This window comes from Pseudarthrobacter sp. RHLT1-30-1, assembly GCF_059383415.1.
Map to the genome: position 1 here is coordinate 45521 of NZ_JBWZCG010000023.1, position 15884 is coordinate 61404.

18 protein-coding genes are annotated in these 15884 nt (G+C 66.9%); 9 read left to right on the forward strand and 9 right to left on the reverse strand.

The window, feature by feature from the left end; genetic code table 11:
• Window positions 1–2 precede the first annotated feature (2 nt).
• Complete coding sequence (locus tag AC50YM_RS15700; RefSeq protein ID WP_494957880.1) at window positions 3–308, reverse strand: DUF998 domain-containing protein; 306 nt, start codon at window positions 306–308, stop codon at window positions 3–5.
• Between the two features lie 522 nt (window positions 309–830).
• Here AC50YM_RS15700 and AC50YM_RS15705 point away from each other — a divergent pair.
• Entirely contained in the window at window positions 831–1319 is a 489-nt protein-coding gene (locus AC50YM_RS15705) for a hypothetical protein (protein WP_494957881.1), read from the forward strand.
• 54 nt (window positions 1320–1373) lie between these two features.
• Here the strand turns inward: AC50YM_RS15705 and AC50YM_RS15710 are convergent, their stop codons facing one another.
• Window positions 1374–2222 (reverse strand): SDR family oxidoreductase, encoded by an 849-nt coding sequence (locus AC50YM_RS15710; protein ID WP_494957882.1) that lies wholly within the window; start codon window positions 2220–2222, stop codon window positions 1374–1376.
• A gap of 121 nt (window positions 2223–2343) precedes the next feature.
• Between AC50YM_RS15710 and AC50YM_RS15715 the strand changes: the two genes are divergently transcribed.
• The 3 genes from AC50YM_RS15715 to AC50YM_RS15725 all read left to right on the forward strand — a co-directional run bounded on the left by AC50YM_RS15715 (window position 2344) and on the right by AC50YM_RS15725 (window position 3327).
• Window positions 2344–2523 (forward strand): VOC family protein, encoded by a 180-nt coding sequence (locus AC50YM_RS15715; RefSeq protein WP_494957883.1) that lies wholly within the window; start codon window positions 2344–2346, stop codon window positions 2521–2523.
• A gap of 48 nt (window positions 2524–2571) precedes the next feature.
• Window positions 2572–2736, forward strand: coding sequence for a VOC family protein (locus tag AC50YM_RS15720; RefSeq protein WP_494957907.1), 165 nt, complete (start codon window positions 2572–2574; stop codon window positions 2734–2736).
• A 147-nt stretch (window positions 2737–2883) separates the two neighbouring features.
• Complete coding sequence (locus AC50YM_RS15725; protein ID WP_494957884.1) at window positions 2884–3327, forward strand: hypothetical protein; 444 nt, start codon at window positions 2884–2886, stop codon at window positions 3325–3327.
• A 197-nt stretch (window positions 3328–3524) separates the two neighbouring features.
• On the opposite strand, the gene AC50YM_RS15730 is transcribed toward AC50YM_RS15725, so the two are convergent.
• Window positions 3525–4169: a DNA alkylation repair protein gene (locus AC50YM_RS15730; RefSeq protein WP_494957908.1), complete on the reverse strand. Its 645-nt coding sequence runs from the start codon at window positions 4167–4169 to the stop codon at window positions 3525–3527.
• Window positions 4170–4325: 156 nt separating this feature from the next.
• Here AC50YM_RS15730 and AC50YM_RS15735 point away from each other — a divergent pair, with 156 nt between their 5' ends.
• On the forward strand, window positions 4326–5144 hold the full coding sequence (locus tag AC50YM_RS15735) for a CPBP family intramembrane glutamic endopeptidase (RefSeq protein ID WP_494957885.1): 819 nt from the start codon (window positions 4326–4328) through the stop codon (window positions 5142–5144).
• A gap of 79 nt (window positions 5145–5223) precedes the next feature.
• Here the strand turns inward: AC50YM_RS15735 and AC50YM_RS15740 are convergent, their stop codons facing one another.
• Together AC50YM_RS15740 and AC50YM_RS15745 are read right to left on the reverse strand one after the other, a co-directional pair.
• Window positions 5224–6120 carry a diacylglycerol kinase catalytic domain-containing protein gene (locus AC50YM_RS15740; RefSeq protein ID WP_494957886.1) on the reverse strand — a complete coding sequence of 299 codons (897 nt, stop codon included), beginning with the start codon at window positions 6118–6120 and terminating at the stop codon, window positions 5224–5226.
• A 9-nt stretch (window positions 6121–6129) separates the two neighbouring features.
• The gene (locus tag AC50YM_RS15745; RefSeq protein ID WP_494957887.1) at window positions 6130–7191 is read right to left on the reverse strand and encodes an SPFH domain-containing protein; all 1062 of its coding nucleotides are present in this window, start codon (window positions 7189–7191) and stop codon (window positions 6130–6132) included.
• A 106-nt stretch (window positions 7192–7297) separates the two neighbouring features.
• On the opposite strand from AC50YM_RS15745, the gene AC50YM_RS15750 reads away from it, so the two are divergent.
• On the forward strand, window positions 7298–8032 hold the full coding sequence (locus AC50YM_RS15750; protein WP_494957888.1) for an NUDIX hydrolase: 735 nt from the start codon (window positions 7298–7300) through the stop codon (window positions 8030–8032).
• A gap of 223 nt (window positions 8033–8255) precedes the next feature.
• Window positions 8256–8981, forward strand: coding sequence for a hypothetical protein (locus AC50YM_RS15755; RefSeq protein ID WP_494957889.1), 726 nt, complete (start codon window positions 8256–8258; stop codon window positions 8979–8981).
• Window positions 8982–9066: 85 nt separating this feature from the next.
• Here the strand turns inward: AC50YM_RS15755 and AC50YM_RS15760 are convergent, their stop codons facing one another.
• The 4 genes from AC50YM_RS15760 to AC50YM_RS15775 all read right to left on the reverse strand — a co-directional run bounded on the left by AC50YM_RS15760 (window position 9067) and on the right by AC50YM_RS15775 (window position 11743).
• Window positions 9067–9330 carry an SHOCT domain-containing protein gene (locus tag AC50YM_RS15760; RefSeq protein WP_494957890.1) on the reverse strand — a complete coding sequence of 88 codons (264 nt, stop codon included), beginning with the start codon at window positions 9328–9330 and terminating at the stop codon, window positions 9067–9069.
• A gap of 215 nt (window positions 9331–9545) precedes the next feature.
• Window positions 9546–10427, reverse strand: coding sequence for a F510_1955 family glycosylhydrolase (locus tag AC50YM_RS15765; RefSeq protein WP_494957891.1), 882 nt, complete (start codon window positions 10425–10427; stop codon window positions 9546–9548).
• Between the two features lie 77 nt (window positions 10428–10504).
• A complete protein-coding gene (locus AC50YM_RS15770) occupies window positions 10505–11134 on the reverse strand; it encodes a DUF305 domain-containing protein (protein WP_494957892.1) in 630 nt (209 codons plus the stop codon).
• A gap of 132 nt (window positions 11135–11266) precedes the next feature.
• Window positions 11267–11743: a hypothetical protein gene (locus AC50YM_RS15775; protein WP_494957893.1), complete on the reverse strand. Its 477-nt coding sequence runs from the start codon at window positions 11741–11743 to the stop codon at window positions 11267–11269.
• A gap of 326 nt (window positions 11744–12069) precedes the next feature.
• On the opposite strand from AC50YM_RS15775, the gene AC50YM_RS15780 reads away from it, so the two are divergent.
• On the forward strand, window positions 12070–14448 hold the full coding sequence (locus AC50YM_RS15780) for a heavy metal translocating P-type ATPase (protein WP_494957894.1): 2379 nt from the start codon (window positions 12070–12072) through the stop codon (window positions 14446–14448).
• A 12-nt stretch (window positions 14449–14460) separates the two neighbouring features.
• Window positions 14461–15822: a phenylacetate--CoA ligase family protein gene (locus AC50YM_RS15785; protein ID WP_494957895.1), complete on the forward strand. Its 1362-nt coding sequence runs from the start codon at window positions 14461–14463 to the stop codon at window positions 15820–15822.
• Window positions 15823–15884 lie beyond the last annotated feature (62 nt).

Here is a 15884-nt window from a genome sequence, read left to right on the forward strand (position 1 = left end):
CTTCACCCAGTGTCAGCGGAAAGAAGCCTGCCACGATGTTCGAACAACGCGTACCCGATGAGCAGGCAGGCTGCAACACGCAGCGCCCGGTTGCCACGAGCCGAATACCAGACGCCGATCCCGAAAGCGACGAACAGCAGCAGGAAGAACCACATGGCTACGCCGAGGAAGTCACGACCGGGGGAACCAACGGCGAACAGCTCGCTGACCATCCGTTCCGTCCGGCGGTAACTGTCCCACATCGACGCCGCAACGCCGTCGGTGGCAACCACGTAGAGCAGCGACGAGAGCGCTCCGGCCGTGAGCATGCTTCTGCGTATGGCGTTGCGGGGTGGGCGTCCGGGCGGTGCGGCCCTCCGAAGCCGGGGAGGGTGATGGTGTGTGCTCGACATTTTCCGGTGTCCTCAGAGCCTGCGAGCGTCAGCCAGCAGGGTAGTGACCTTACGACGGTTTATCCAGTCAACGGCTGACCGGCCGGGGCCAACAGGGTCAAAGGTCATCGGGACGCAGGTCAATCCTGGGGGCCAAGGACTCTTCATGCGGCTGCTGCCGCGCTGGTAAACCTGAGGTCTGATCGGAATTCATTCGAAACCGGGACGCGCGGCAGTGCATCCTCGCATTCCTTCGGCAACAACCAGGCCCTGAGGGGAGTCACGATGGCACGTCGCAAACCGGGGCGGGTGATCGTCGCCGGAACTGTCGCTGGTCTTGCTGCCGTTTACCTGGCGCTTGTTCGGCCGCGCCTGCTCCGCGCCGGCGCGACCGCGGAGGAAGCGCACGGGCCCTATCCGGGGGACGGGCTCATCCCGGACGGGACTCGGAGCGCCACCATGGCCGTGACCATTGACGCGCCGCGCTCGCGGGTGTGGCCCTGGCTGGTGCAGATGGGGACCGACCGGGGCGGGTGGTACAGCTGGGACCGGCTGGACAACTTTGGGCGCACCAGCGCTCGGACGGTTCATCCCGAGTGGCAGGGCATCGCCGTTGGCGACCATCTGACGGCCAGGCCGGACGGCAGCCAGTGGTGGGAGGTCGCGGCCCGGGATCCGGAGCGGTTCCTGGGTCTGCGCATGTCACTTGACCTGCGCGGGCGCCCGTTCGATCCGGCGGGACAGCGGCCCCGGTTCTTCACCGACTCGCTGTGGGGATTCGAGCTGAAGGATGCGGCAGGCGGGCGCACCCGAGTGGTCGTGAGCGGGTACTGGTCATTTCGGCCGAAATGGCTGCAGCCCATTCTGAGTATTGTGTTTCTGGAGCCCGGCCACTGGGTCATGCAGAGCCGTCAATTCACGAATCTCAAACGCCGGGCCGAATCCTGACGCGCCCTGCTCAAGGCCCGGCCGCGTTTACCGGCGGACGGAGGACGCACCCAGTCAGTCCTGGCGGTTCTTGTCCAGGACAGTGACGTCCAGAGGCATCCGGTTGGCACGACGAAGGCGGCCGGCCAGCACGTTGCGCAACCCGCGGGTCACCATGGTCGTCCGGGTCAGATACCGGAACTCGGCGGCGTCCGAGGTTACCAGGTGCAGGAGGGGGCGGGCGGCGTCGTCAGCGGTTTGCCCCCAGAGCCCGACGACGATCTGCAGCCCGCCCAGTTGCTGCTCGTACCCCGGCTGGGACGTGATGTGCCCCAGGAGGTCCGTCGTCACCAGGCCAGGATTCATGCCATGCACCCTGACGCCGGTGCCCCTGGTTTCCAGCCGCAACGTCTCGGTGAACTGGCGGACCCAGCGCTTGCTCGACGCATACGCGTTCTGCAGCGCCACCGGCCCCCGGTCGCCCTGGCCGTAGACGTTGACGAGGTCGCCATGGCCTTGCGCGAGGAACACCGGCAACGCGGCCCTCGCCCCGTGGAAGGTGCCGAGGATGTTCGTGCGCACCACTCGCGTGAAGTCGTCGACCGGCGTGGACGCCGTCGGCCCAAAGACACCGGAGGTTCCGGCGTTGTTGACCCAGATATCGAGCGTCCCGCGGCTTAGGGCATCGTCGCGCAGGGCCTCGACGTCGAAGGGCTCACCGGTGTCGCAGCGACGTCCCGACGCCGCGATCCCTTCCGCGAGCAGCCGCCCGACAGCGGCCGCGACGTCGACGTCCGACCTTGACGCGAGCACCACCGTCGCGCCCTGATGACCCAGCAGACGCGCCATGGCGTACCCCAGGCCGCGTGTAGAACCTGTCACGACGGCCACGCGACCGCGGAGGATGTCTCGCTGCGAACCCATGCTTTTCTCATACGCGCAGCGGCCGGGGAGGGCAAGAGCCAATGTGAGCTCTTAGGGCAGGTTGCCGCCCTCAAGGTTTTCGTTGTTTCCAACGAACGCGTGCCGGATTAGCATCCCCGGTATGAATGCAAAACTCTTTGCCTACCTCAGCTACCCGGATGCACCAGCGGCATTGGAGTGGATGGAGCGCGTCGGGTTCGACGTCGTCCGCCGCCAGGACGACGCATCGGGCCGGGTCGTTCATGCGGAGGTCCGGCTCGGTGATGCCGTGCTGATGGTGGCGAGCAATGATGCCGAGTAAAAACGACCGGCACTGGCCGGCCGATCTACCGGCCAGGGGCTTTACCTGCTGGTTGACGACGTCGACGTTTTCTATCGCAAGGCCATGGCGGCCGGGGGAACCAGCGTAATCGAGCCCGAAAGCACGGATTGGGGTGCCAGGCGAGCCCGGGTGCTGGACCCGCAAGGTCAGGAGTGGAGCGCGGGCACTTATGAACCGGGGGCCGCGCCCTAAACGGGTCCCTTGGCGCCGGTACCCGGGGCGCCGCACGTCGACGGGTCGGCTGGAGGCGTAAGTTTGGCCTGTACCTGGAGCCTGGCATTATCTAACGAGCGCGCCCTGATCGCGCAGCCGGGTCTGGTGACTGAGTTGGGGAACGGTTTGTTTTCGATCTATCTGCCCGAGGGTGAGCCATGGTTCTCGGACGAACGCCGAGTAGTCGACCCTGATCGAGATATCGCTTTGCAGTTCACGGGCGGCATCGGCTCGGAGGGAGCACGAGGTTTCCTTCTTTCCCACGGTGTTGTGCGGTTTCCCTTCTCCACTATCGAGAAAACCGGGAACCCCGGTGCGGCTGGGGGCGGGTGCTACTTTGTCTACGAAATCGTGTCACTCTCTGATCCCTTTTACGGCCCGAGTGACTCCGAGAACCCCACACACCATTTCAGCAGCGGCGATGACGCGAGGTACTGGCGTCGCATAGCCGCTGAAGCGTTGCTCATCTTTGGACGGGACTACAACGGCTTCGACTTGGACCCTGCCTATGCTCGCGTCCGATTAGATGGGGAACTCCTAACCCGCCGGGATTTCGGCTACACCCAGTAACAGACACTCTTCATCAATGGCGGCGCCTTTATTGAAGGGCCCTTAACGTTGGCACCGTCCCGTTTTGGAACCACTGGCAGGCGGTGCAGGTGGTCCTCACGGGTCGGAAGTAGTCGGTCAGGAATCCTGTGCTGCGACCTCCGGTTCGGACAACCCGCGGAGTCTGATGGACAGTGTCGCTGAGTACGAACCTCCTCCTACCTGTCCGGTTGTCGGCGCACCATCTCGGTGATCCAGGCGGGAGCGAACGGTGATGTGCAGCCCGGGGGAGTGGGGTAGTCCTTGAGCACTTCCAGGCGCCCGCCGATGTTCAGTGCGCGGGCGCGCTGCCCGGCGTGCTCGATCCCGATCTGCGCAAGGCAGTGGTTCATCGCCCACTGCAGGCGGTCCGGGGCGTCCTTCATTTCCGCCTCGATGACGTCGAGCAGCCCCGGCAGGTCGAGGCCCTCGGGCTTCTTCGCCACGCGTTCGGTGGTCAGCGCCCAGCCGGCACTGGCCACCACGGGATCCGGATCGGCGGACCACGCCAGGCGCAGCTCCTCGGAGTGCGGGTTCTTCTTCACCACGTAGTTCACGAGCCAGTCATGCACCTTGGGTCTCCGCGCCCGGCGCAGCATGTCGTCCAATTCGTCACGTTCGAACGCCTTCGGCCGGCAGATCAGGATCGCCAGCAGCCTCGCGGCGGTGTCACCCGTCTCCCAGAGCTGCCGTGCGAGTTCCTGCTGTGTCTTCAGCCGCTTCGCGATCGCGCGCAGTTTGCCCAGGTTCACGCCGTGATCGTCACCGTGTTTCTCGTTCACCTCGCGTGCCCGTGGGTCCTCGAGCGCGGCCAGCTCGGCCATCACCTCGGCCACCGTTGTCTCTGTCAGCGTCTCGGCCACTGCAGTCTCCTGTCAATCACGTTTGAGCTTGAGCATACTAGGAACCACGGAGACCGAGCTGGACGCAGCTGGCAGGCAAGCGTTCCGCACGGGGGCAGGCGCTGACATGCTGGTGGGGTGACCACGATCTCGACGCAAACGCCGCGTACCGCGCTGACCTGGAAGCTTGTGCCGGCGGTGTTGCTCTCGGTCTCCGGAGTGCTGCTTTTCGGCGTCGAAAATGACTTCCTGGGCTACAGCCTGCTGGCGTTGAGCGTGGTCTCTGCCGCTTTGATCGACCGCGAATTCGTACGGCACCTTGCGCTGGTGGCGGCGGGAATGGTCGTCATCAGCGTAGTTCCCCTGAACGCTGATTTGAGCCTGACGCACATGGCGCTGATGGGGGGAGTCCTTGCGCTGGCCGTGCTCGTGCCGTGGCTGGTGTCGCGGTTTGTCTACCGCGAGAACCTCATCAAATTCCCGCTGAAAACGGGCCACAAATGGCCCCTGGCCGCGAAGCTGTACTTGCTCGCTGTCGTGGCACTCGCCTACCTGATCCTGCCGGTTTACCTGGTCCGCGCCGGGGTGTATCAGAACTGGCCGGACGCCTCCGAACCCACCATCTTCTGGCGGCTCTTTCTCGGCGTAAACACAGTGGGAATCTGGGACGAGCTGTTCTTCATCTGCACCACCTTCACGCTGCTGCGACGACACTTCCCGGACTGGCTCGCCAACATCCTGCAGGCCGTGATCTTTTCGTCCTTCCTGTGGGAAATCGGCTACCGGGCCTGGGGCCCGCTGCTGACGTTCCCGTTCGCACTGCTGCAGGGCTACACCTTCAAGCTGACAAAGTCGTTGACCTATGTCGTGACGGTGCACCTGCTCTTCGACTTCGTTCTGTTCCTCGCGCTGGTGCACGCGCACAACCGCGACTGGCTGCCGGTCTTCCTCTATTAGGCCCGGCTCCGGCGAAACTGTCAGGCACCCCCGAAACACAGTCCAGTGAAGTACGGCGTGTTTCAGTGGGCTGGATGACCTACCCCACCAGCCGCAATGGCCGGTCGCCCAACCGGACCGTGATTTCCTGGCCCCAGGACGCGGTCAGGCGGTCCTCCTCCATACCGTCGCCGAACACCACCAGCTGGTCCGATGCCACAGTGACGCGGAGCGTTTCGCCCGGCTCCAGCGCACCCTCGGTCAGCGCGGTACCGGTGATGGGGGAGGGCCAGGCCTCGCGGACGAACCATGCGAGCCGGGGGTCCGTGGGTGCCGGCAAGGCGCGACCGCCGCGTTCCAGGGCGATGGAGGCGCACCAGCCGGTCGCGCCAGTGCCCGTGGAGACGATCAGCCCCGAGGAGGAGTGGTGTTCGGCCCGGCCGTCCGGTGAGGTGAGCTGGTACCGGGCCGACTGGTGTGAGGCGTGCCCGATGAAGACCTCGTTAAGCCCGGAGAGACGTTGCCCGTCGTCGAGCCACGCTGTCACGGTGGCGAGTTCCTGGCAGCGCAGCACCGCCAGGCCGGCCTTGCCGGCCGCCTGCAGCAGCTTCGCCGCCCCGCCGGGCGTGTGCCGGACCAGGACCCCCGGATTCGCTCCCGGCTCCGGATCGATCCCGAGGACGGGCTGGCCGTTGAGATACTTCGCCGCGTTGGCCACCAGCCCGTCCTGGCCCACCACCGCAATGATGTCCTCCGGGGTGAGCAGGAAGCGGCTCAGGTCCGCGCGCTCCACCTCGGCGGAACGCCACTCGGCCGGCACGGCGGCGCGGACCGCCGCGAGGGCTGCGGCGGACCGGTCGTGGCGCTGCTGGACAGCCTGGATGGTGCGGCCGCGTGTGCGGAGGAAGAATTCGGCCTGGCCGCGGGTGGCGTGCCGGTCCAGGAGTTGCTGCAGCTCGGTCCGCCGGTGGACGATGACGAGGCGGGGGGTTGCCATGACCGGCCCCTACTTCCCGGCCCGGCCGGCGGCCCCCGCCGCGGGGCCGGCCGGTGCAGCACCCGGGACCGCGCCCGCGGGCTCCCTGATCAGCCCGGCAAGAGCCCCGCTGAGCAGGTCCGGGGTGATGGTGAGGTTGCCGATGTTCGGCAGTGATCCGGCTGCGTCGCGAAGGGCGAGTGCCAGCAGTGTTTCCTGCTCCATGCCGCTGTAGATCTCCATGGTGGCGGCCTCGCGTGCCGTGGCCGCATCGCCCACCAGCCGGATCTGGTTCGCTTCCGCAGAGGCGTTGATGCCCTGGCGTGCGGCCGAAGCCTGCGCCTCAATGAGTCCCGCTGCGGCTCTTTCCTCGGCCTGACGCCGCGCGTTGGCGCCTTCCTGGGCGACCAGGTGTTCGCGTCGGGTGGCCAGTTCGATCTGGCTCGCCATCTCGTTCTCGGAGATGGTCCGTTCCCGTTCGACGGCGACAGCCCGGCGTTCGTACACGGCCCGGTCCGCTTCGGCCTGGAGCTGTTCCCGGACCGGGGTCTGCAGTGCCCGCTCGACGTCGGACTCCGGCCGGACCGCCAGAACCTGAACCGCGAGGATCTCGATGCCGGTGGACTGAAGCCGGGTGTCCGCCCGGAGGGCTGCACTGAGGACGTTGCGGAGCTGGCTGACCCCGCGTGCCAGGGCCTCGGCGAGTGTAGTGGTGGCGATCTGGTCGATGGCGTGGCTCTGGCACAGCTGGCCGATGATGGTGGCCACCTGCTCCTTCCCGGCCGGCTGGCCGGAGCCGGCCGGCTGAAGGCCGAAGTCAAGTCGGGTGGAGACGGACACCGGGTCGATGAAGCGGTAGGTGACGTTGGCCTGGACGCTGACGTCCTGGTGGTCCCGAGTAATCGCGTGGAAGAGCGTGGGCAACTCCTGGTCGTCCACGGGGACCTCGCTGAGCACGGAGTTCGCCTGCCGGAACCAGAAGGCCTGGCCCACACCCTGGTGCCTGACCCTTCCTTTCTGCAGGTGGACGACGTGGCCGGTGGGGCTGCCCAGGAAGTGGCTGATCCCGGGGTAGCGCTTGATGCGTGCCATGGCATTCTCCTTTACCGTTCGATATTGTCGTCAAAATGACGATAACTGAACAATAGGGCCGCTTCGACGTATCGTCAAGGTGACGATAATTAGCTAGTGTGGACCTATGCCTGAATCGCACCCGGCGCCCGCGTGCTTCCCGGTGACGGTCGACGTCGTCGCCCTCACCGTGGCCGACGACGTCCTGAACGTCCTGCTGGTCACCCGGCTCATCGAGCCCTTCCGTGGCAGGCTCGCCCTGCCGGGCGGATTCGTGCTGCCCGGCGAGGACCTGGTGACGGCGGCCAGCCGCGAACTTGCGGAGGAAACCGGCGTCGAGCAGGTCCCCGGCCACCTGGAGCAATTGGGGAGTTACGGCCCGGCCGGGCGCGACCCGCGCGGGGACGTGCTCACGGTGGCCCACTTGTTGCTCGCTCCCAATTTTCCGGTCCTGTCCGCCGGAAGCGATGCCGAGGACGCCGCCTGGTACCCGGTCAGCCAGGTCCTCGACGGCGAACTGGAACTCGCCTTTGACCACGACCGGATCCTCGCCGACGCCCTGGAGCGGGCAAAGTCCAAGCTCGAATACTCGCCGCTGGGGGCGGCCTTTTGCGGCGAGGAGTTCACTGTCGCCCAGCTCCGGGCTGTGTATGAGGCCGTGTGGGGCGTCCGCCTGGACCCCCGGAATTTCCACCGCAAGGCCACCGGAAACCCTGGTTTCCTGGAAGGCACCGGGCGGATGACCACGGGCGACGCCGGCCGCCCTGCGGCGCTGTTCCGGCTTTCCCTGGCTGCCCGCACGGCCGCGGACCAGCCGGCTCGGGCCGTGCTCAACCCGCCGCTCATGCGGCCGCGCGACTGACGCCGCCGGCCAGCACTGGGCGATGATCGCCCCCGCCAGCTTGCCCGGGGTCGCCGTATACCTTTCACTTCCAGGCTCGTAATCTTGTTGTTAGGGGCGGGTCAAAAACCGCCCGCTCCCGCCAGATGGAAGCAATGGAAGGCCCGGCGATGCGTCCCCACGGGGATCACTGGCCACGTTGGGATGCTGCCGGCCGGGAGAGGAGAACGCGATGGAAACGCGTGTGGAACCAAGAGCACTCTGGGGGAAGACCGGCGCGATCGCGCTTCCCCTCGGCGTCGTCCTGTTGGTGGCTGCTACGGCCGTGCACCCATCCCGGGAAGATGTCATGAACCATACGGCGGTCTTTAGGGAGTATGCGCAGAGCGACGGCTGGATTGCCATCCACTTCACCCAGTGGGTCGCCGGCCTGGTGTTCTTCGGCGGGCTGGTGGCCCTGTACTTTGCCATGACTGCCAAGCGGGAAGGGCCAACTGCGCTGGCACGCTTCGGCCTTGCAGCGGTGGTGCTGACAGCGGCGGCCATCACCATGCTTCAGGCGGTGGACGGTGTTGCGCTCAAATGGGCCGTTGATGCCTGGGCGGATGCTCCCGCCGATCAGGAATCTTCAGCTTTTGCGGCAGCGATGGGGTTGAGATGGACTGAATACGCGCTGCAGAGCTATTCCAACATCCTGCTCGGGCTCACGCTGATTTTCTTTGGTCTCGCTATTGCCTACGGCAGCGCATATTCCCGCTGGCCGGGGTGGCTGGCTGCGTGCTCGGGGGTCGCCTGGATCATCCACGGCCTGATGGTTTCCTACGTGGGCCTCTTCGACTCGGCGCCCCGTCTGGCGGCACTGCTGCTCATGGCCGTGTGGGCGTTCGTGATGGCCTTTCAAATGTGGCCTGGCGACCGCCGCGGACGGGCTGCCCGTACAGCGGCACCCGCGGGCCCGGTCACCGCCTAATCGACTGGAGCGAATCGCTCAAACTGGATGATGACATTCACAGTTCCGCCCACGGCAGGGCTGAGAGGCAGTCGTCAGATGTGCACTACGGGGCCTCGCCGAGCACTTTGAGGTGTTCGCGGTACTGCTCCGCAGTGAGGTCACCTCTCGCAAAGCGCTCGTCGAGGATCTGGCGGGCCCGGCTCCCTCCGATAGGCGGCGGGCCTCCTGGGCCCGGGGGCCCGTATCCACTGCGGAAGCCGCCGCCAGCGACCCTGACGGCAAGGAACACCAGCAGCGCGATCCCGATGAGCAGCAGGGGAACCCAGAGCCACATCCACCACATGCCTTGTCCGTAACCCCACATCATGATCGGCACCTTTCACCTCAGGACTTACTCCGAGTCTTGGCGCGCCGTCGGCTGACGGGTAGAGTCCGAGGTCCCTTTCCACTCCCGCCGGCGTATTTGGCGGCCCCGACCTGGGCGGGTCCTGGCAGCCTCGGAACGTCGTCCAGAGATCCGTACCGAGCACAGGAACCGCTGCCCCCGGACTGGACCTTGAACAGAACACGCGCATCGTGCGGTCAGGCGGCGTCCGCGGGGCGGAACGTCATGCCGCCGTCGATGGAGACGACGATCCCGCTGGCCGTGGCGGCCCAGATCGATGGAGCTGCCTCTTGGCCCTTCACCGCAGCCACAGCCTGGACCGTGTCACGGATTTGGCCTTTTCTGGTCCAGGTCGCGCCGGCGTCGCCGGAGTAGTGGACTGTCCCGTCGGGTTCGACTCCGAAGGCCTCGGCAGAGCTGGCGAAAGCGGCGAACTGGACCACAGGTCCGGAATCCACTGTCGTCCAGGTCCTACCGCCGTCAGTGGAGCGGCGGATCCCTTGCGGGGTGGTGGCCAGGACAGTGTCGCTGGTGGGCGTTCCGGCGAGGACGGCCGGGAGGAAATCGGCGGCCACCGAGTTCCAGGTTTTTCCGTCCGGGCTGGTGCGCAGTACGCCGTCGAAGCCGACGATTCCGGACTTGGTCGCGGTGAGTGCGTGGAAGTCCGATTCACCCTGACGGGAGAGCTTTTCCCAGGTTTTACCGGTGTCGGTGGATCTGATCAGCCCGAGGGGGTTCGGCATGTCGGAGCCTTCTCCGGGATGGCCGGAAGCGTAGAGGACGCCGTGGTCGGGGCCGGCGGTGAAACCCATCAGGTCATTGGTGGGCCCGGTTTTGGCAGCGGGCTGTTTCGTCATGTCGAACAGGCCGTCGTGGGTGGCCAGGAGCACCTGGCCGGTTGTGCTGCTGACGCTCAACCCGTGAACGTGCGCAGCAGGCATGGCGCTGCCGGTGGTGCCTGCAGCTGCGGATCCTGCCGGGACGGAGGGTGGACTGCATGCTGAGAGGGCAAAGATAAGGCCGGCGCCGGCCGCCAAAACGGCTGCTGCGCGGACCCGGGGACGGGAGGGATTGGGCACGGGGACTCCAGGGATTCAGGGTGGTAAATGGCAGGGTTGGTGCCGTCCCGGGATGGGCCGGCACCGGAGGACACCGGTCAGAAGGTGGCCAGCAGGTCCTGCATTTCCTTGATTTCAGCTTCCTGGGCGGTCACGATGTTTTTGCTGAGTTTGATCGCGTCGGCGTTCCTGCCCTGGGACATTTCGGTCTGGGCCATCATGACCGCGCCTTGGTGGTGGGCGATCATCTGCTTCAGGAATAGTCTGGCTGCATCGGTGCCCTGGGCGGATCCGAGCTGCTTCATGTCGCCCTCGCCCATCATGCCGTCCATGGTGTGGCCTGCGCCCATGGTCGCTGATTCGTTCCAGTTCCTGAGCCAGCCGGTCATCGTTGCGATCTCCGGTGCCTGGGCTGCCTTGATCCGGCTGGCCAGGTCCGTGACCGAGGCGGGGATGTCGTTCTTCTGAAGCATCATCTCGCTCATCTCCACGGCCTGTTCGTGGTGCGGGATCATTCCCTGGGCAAACATGGTGTCGGCGTCGTTGTGTTCGGTAGCGGCGGCCGGTGCACTGCTGGACATCATCCCGGGGCCCATTCCCGGCATGGAGCCGGCGGAGGACACCGAGTTGCCGGCGGTGGCTGTGGAGGAGCCGGCTGAGCAGCCGGCCAGGGCGAGTACCGCAGCGATGGCGGTCGCGGAAATGGGCAGAAACTTCGAGTTCATCATGGCTATTTGAGTCCTTCAAGACATCAGTGGGCGCGTGGGCGCCGCAGGAGTGTGTGCATCGGGGACGCGCCCGGCCCGGAAGTGAGTCAGGCAGGGGCGGGCGCCGGTGAGGTCACAGCGCGTAGCCCTGTTTTACGTTCTGCTGATGCAGAGCTCGCCCGGCGAAGGACTGCCGGGACGATATGACCACCGCGCGCTGATAGTGCCGGGCGTCCCCGTGTTGGTGTTCCGGGCGATGATTGCGGTGCCTGGCAGCGGTGCGGCCAGGGAACTTGTCTTCGCTGACGGTGTGCAGGCCGCGGTCATGGACTGCATACTGGTGCAGTTCTCCGGGTCCGTGCAGTGAACGGTCCGGGCGCCTGCCTCGTCCTGGCCTGCGTGCACTTCCGGTGCAGACGATGGCACTGGCGGAAGTACTCCGGCGTGGCTGGCGAGGGATGAGTCGTGATGGGAGCTGACGGTTGCTGCCGCCGTCGCCGGGGAATGCATGGCATGGGTGGCGGTCATGACGTGCATCCCGAAAATCCCGGCAATAAGGGCCAGGACGGCGGTAAACAGGCCCGCATGGCGAAGGAAGGCGATCGCGGAATTGTGTGTCGGCGCGGTCATGACGGTCCTCCTTCCTGTGGCGGTCTTTCTGTTCAAGGCTACCGGCCCTGTGGCACGGCACCTACCGCAGGGGGATGCTTTGCCTCCAGCGCGGCGAAGGGACCAAAGACTCTGATGCGGCCGGATGCGCGGGTTGATAGTGAACCGCAGGGGCGCTCTTGCCGCTGCGTGAAGCAGCGGCGATGTACGACAAGGCAGGTGCAGGGGCGGTGGGGCCGCTGCCCGCCTTGTGGAGGATTAGCTCACGGACCCGCACGGCCACGACTTGCGACGCTCCCGGCCGGACGGCCCGCCAGACCGACAGCAGTTGGGCCGAAGGAGGAGCAGTGACCACGCTTCTGAAACGCACCGTTGTGGAGGTCCGCGGCCTGCAGTGGGCCACCTCCAAGGCGGTCGTGGAGCACGTCCTGATGCAGCGCCCCGGTGTGGCCGCCGTCGACGCGAATCCGGTCGGCCAAACCGCGACCGTTAGCTTTGACCCGTCGGTAACCTCCATGGAGCAGATCTCGGGGTGGATCCGGGACTGCGGATACCACTGCCGGGGCGAATCCGTCCCCGAGCACGTCTGCTACCCGATGGATGAAACAGGGCACACCGGGCACGGCCCGGGCCCGCACGGTGCAATGCCCCGGACCCCGCAGGACGTGATGGGCCACGGCGGACACCACGGCGGAATGTCGATGGATGACATGGTCAAGGACATGCGCAACCGGTTCGTGGTCGCAGCCATCCTGTCGGTGGGCGTGACGCTCTTCTCCCCGATGGGACGGGACATGCTCGGCTTCACCGCACCGACCCCGTTCGGGCTGCGTGACGACGTCATGGCCCTGGTCCTGTCCCTGCCGGTCATCTTCTACTCGGCCTGGATCTTCTTCGACGGCGCCTACCGGGCGCTGAAGGCCCGCACGCTGGACATGATGGTCCTGGTCGCGATCGCCGTGGGCACCGGGTGGCTTTACAGCGTCTGGGTCACCCTCACCGGCGGCGGTGAAGTGTTCTACGAAGCCGCCACCGTCCTGACCTCCTTCGTGCTGCTGGGCCACTGGTTCGAGATGCGCGCACGCGGCGGAGCGAACGAGGCCATCCGCACGCTGCTCGAGCTGGCCCCGCCGGTTGCGGTCGTCATCCGCGACGGCGACACCGTCGAGATCCCCACCTCGGAAGTCCAGACCGGGGACCTGCTGCTGATCCGGCCGGGATCGAAAATCCCCGTTGACGGGGAGGTCGAGGACGGCCAGTCGGAGGTCGATGAGTCCATGGTCACGGGTGAGAGCCTTCCGGTGGCCAAGTCCATCGGCTCGGAAGTCATCGGCGCGTCCATCAACACCACCGGGACGATGCGGGTCCGGGCCACCAAGGTCGGAGCCGACACTGCCCTGGCGCAGATCGTGGCCCTGGTCCAGGAGGCCCAGAACTCCAAGGCGCCGGGCCAGCGGCTGGCCGACCGGGCCGCGTTCTGGCTGGTCCTGGTCGCCCTGATCGGCGGAACCCTGACCTTCGGTGCCTGGCTCGCCCTCGGCGCCGGAGTCCAGGCGGCCCTGCTGTTCGCGATCACCGTCGTCGTCATCACCTGCCCCGACGCGCTGGGCCTTGCCACTCCGACGGCGATCATGGTCGGCACCGGCCTCGGCGCCAAACGGGGCGTCCTGTTCAAGAACGCGACCGCCCTGGAAACCTCGGCCCGGATCGACACCGTCGTGATGGACAAAACCGGCACCCTGACCAAGGGCGAACCGGAAGTGACCGACGTCGTCGTCGAGGGAATCGGCCGCAGTGAACTCCTGGCCCTGGTCGCCGCGGTGGAACAGGAATCCGAACACCCGCTTGCTGCGGCTGTGGTCCGGCACGCCCGCGAACACAGTGCTCCCGTCCTGGCGGCCTCGGAGTTCCTGAACGTGCCCGGTCACGGGGCCGGCGCGACCGTGGACCGGCGCCGTGTGCTGGTCGGCAACCGCAAACTCATGTCCGACGAAGGGATCGATCTGGGTCCGCTGGCGGCGGTGCGCGATGAGCTTGCCGGCACCGGACGGACCGCCGTGCTCGTCGCCGTCGACGGCACGGCTGCGGCGGTGATCGCCCTGGCCGACGCCGCCAGGGAGACCGCGGCCGCCGCAGTCGCGGCCCTGCACGAGGCCGGAATCGAGGTCGTTATGCTCACCGGGGACAACGAAGCGACCGCCCGGAGGATCGCCGGCCAGCTGGGCATCGACACCGTCATCGCCGAAGTGCTTCCCGGGGACAAATCAGCGAAGATCGCCGAACTGCAGCAGGCGGGGAAGAAAGTCGCCATGGTCGGCGACGGGGTCAACGACGCCCCGGCCCTCGCCCAGGCCGACCTCGGCATCGCAATCGGCGCCGGCACCGACGTGGCCATCGAGACGGCCGACGTCGTCCTGATGCGATCGGACCCGCTGGATGTTCCGATCGCCCTGCGGATCGGCAAAGGCACCCTGCGCAAGATGCGGCAGAACCTGGGCTGGGCCGTCGGGTACAACGCGATCGCACTGCCCATCGCGGCAGGGGTCTTCGCCTTCGCAGGCGTCGTCCTCAGCCCGGAGATCGCGGCCCTGTCGATGTCCGGATCCAGCTTCCTGGTCGCCGTCAACGCCCTGCTGCTCAAGAGGCTCAGGCTGCCCCGGCCGGAAACACCCGAGGCCACCACCGCGCATGCCGGCCGGCCGCTGGCCCCGGCCGGGAACCGCTAAGCCCAAAGCGCCATGGACCTCCGTCTCATCTCACGGGTGCTGTTCCTGCGGGCCGCGTGGCGCCGACGGGACCACTGGGACGCCGCCAGGATCACTGCCCACCAGGACCACGCCCTGCGGGAACTGCGGCGGGCAACGTACGCCGGCTCGGAGTTCTACCGGCGCCATCACGCAGGCCTGCACGATGCGCCCCTGGACCAGCTGCCGTCCGTGACGAAAGCGGACCTGATGGAGCACTTCGACGAGGCCGTCACGACACCGGACCTGAGGCTTGCTGATCTGGAGAACCATCTGCAAGACCTGACGGAGCGCGGGGGAAACCCCGGGCGGCCGTGGCGGGGCCGGTGGTGGGCTGCGGCGACGGCCGGGACCACCGGCCGGCGCGGAACCTTCGTCTGGAACCGTTCCGAATGGGGGACGGTACTGGCCTCTTACGCCCGCGCCAACGACTGGGCCGGGATCTCCGCCGGGCCGACCCGTCCGGTGAAAATGGCCTTGGTGAGCTCCCGCGTCCCCACCCACCAGTCCGCCGTCGTTGGTGCGTCCCTGCGCTCCGGGCTCGTCCCGACCCTCCGCCTGGACGTCACCGCACCTCTGGACGAGACCGTCGCGGCGCTGAACCGGTTCCAGCCCCGGATCCTCGTCGGGTACGCCTCAGCGCTGAAGCCCCTCGCCGCTGAGCAGCGCGCCGGCCGGCTGCACATTTCACCTCAGGGCGTGATGTCCGCCTCCGAAGTGCTCAGCCCGACGACCGCCCTGGAACTGGAGGCGGCCTGGGGGAGTGCCCCCTTCGATGTCTACGCCGCCACCGAAACAGCCGGGATCGCCTCCCCCTGCACCTACCGGAACCGCCACGTCTACGAGGACCTGCTGATCATCGAACCGGTGGACCAGAACGGCAACCCCGTGCCCCCGGGGACAACCGGGGCCAAGCTCCTCGTTACAGTCCTCTTCTCCCGAACCCTGCCACTGATCCGCTACGAAATGTCCGATACCGTCAGGCTGGCCGGACGGGGATGCCCCTGCGGGCGCTCCTTCACCGTCCTGCAGGACATCCAGGGGCGGATCGAAGACGTCCTGCAGCTGCCAGGCACAGCGGGAACGGTAAGTGTCCATCCGATCGTGTTCCACCACGTCCTCGACCAGGCCGGCGCCTTGGGGTGGCAGGTCATTCAGGAGGGCTCCGGACTGCGGGTCCTCCTGGCAGGCCTCACACCCGGGGCCTCTATGGAAGGAGCCCGCGCCGCAATAGCCGGCGCGCTCACCGCGGCCGGGGTCAGTCCGCTCCGGATCGACGTGCAGCTGGTGGATCATGTTGAACGGACAGCCCTGGGCAAAGCACCGTTCGTGCGCAGGTCAGCAGACGGTCCATGACGCGTGGGGACGGCGCGGCACACGCTGCCTGTTTCAGTGTCAGGCCCAGGTCGGGACTTACG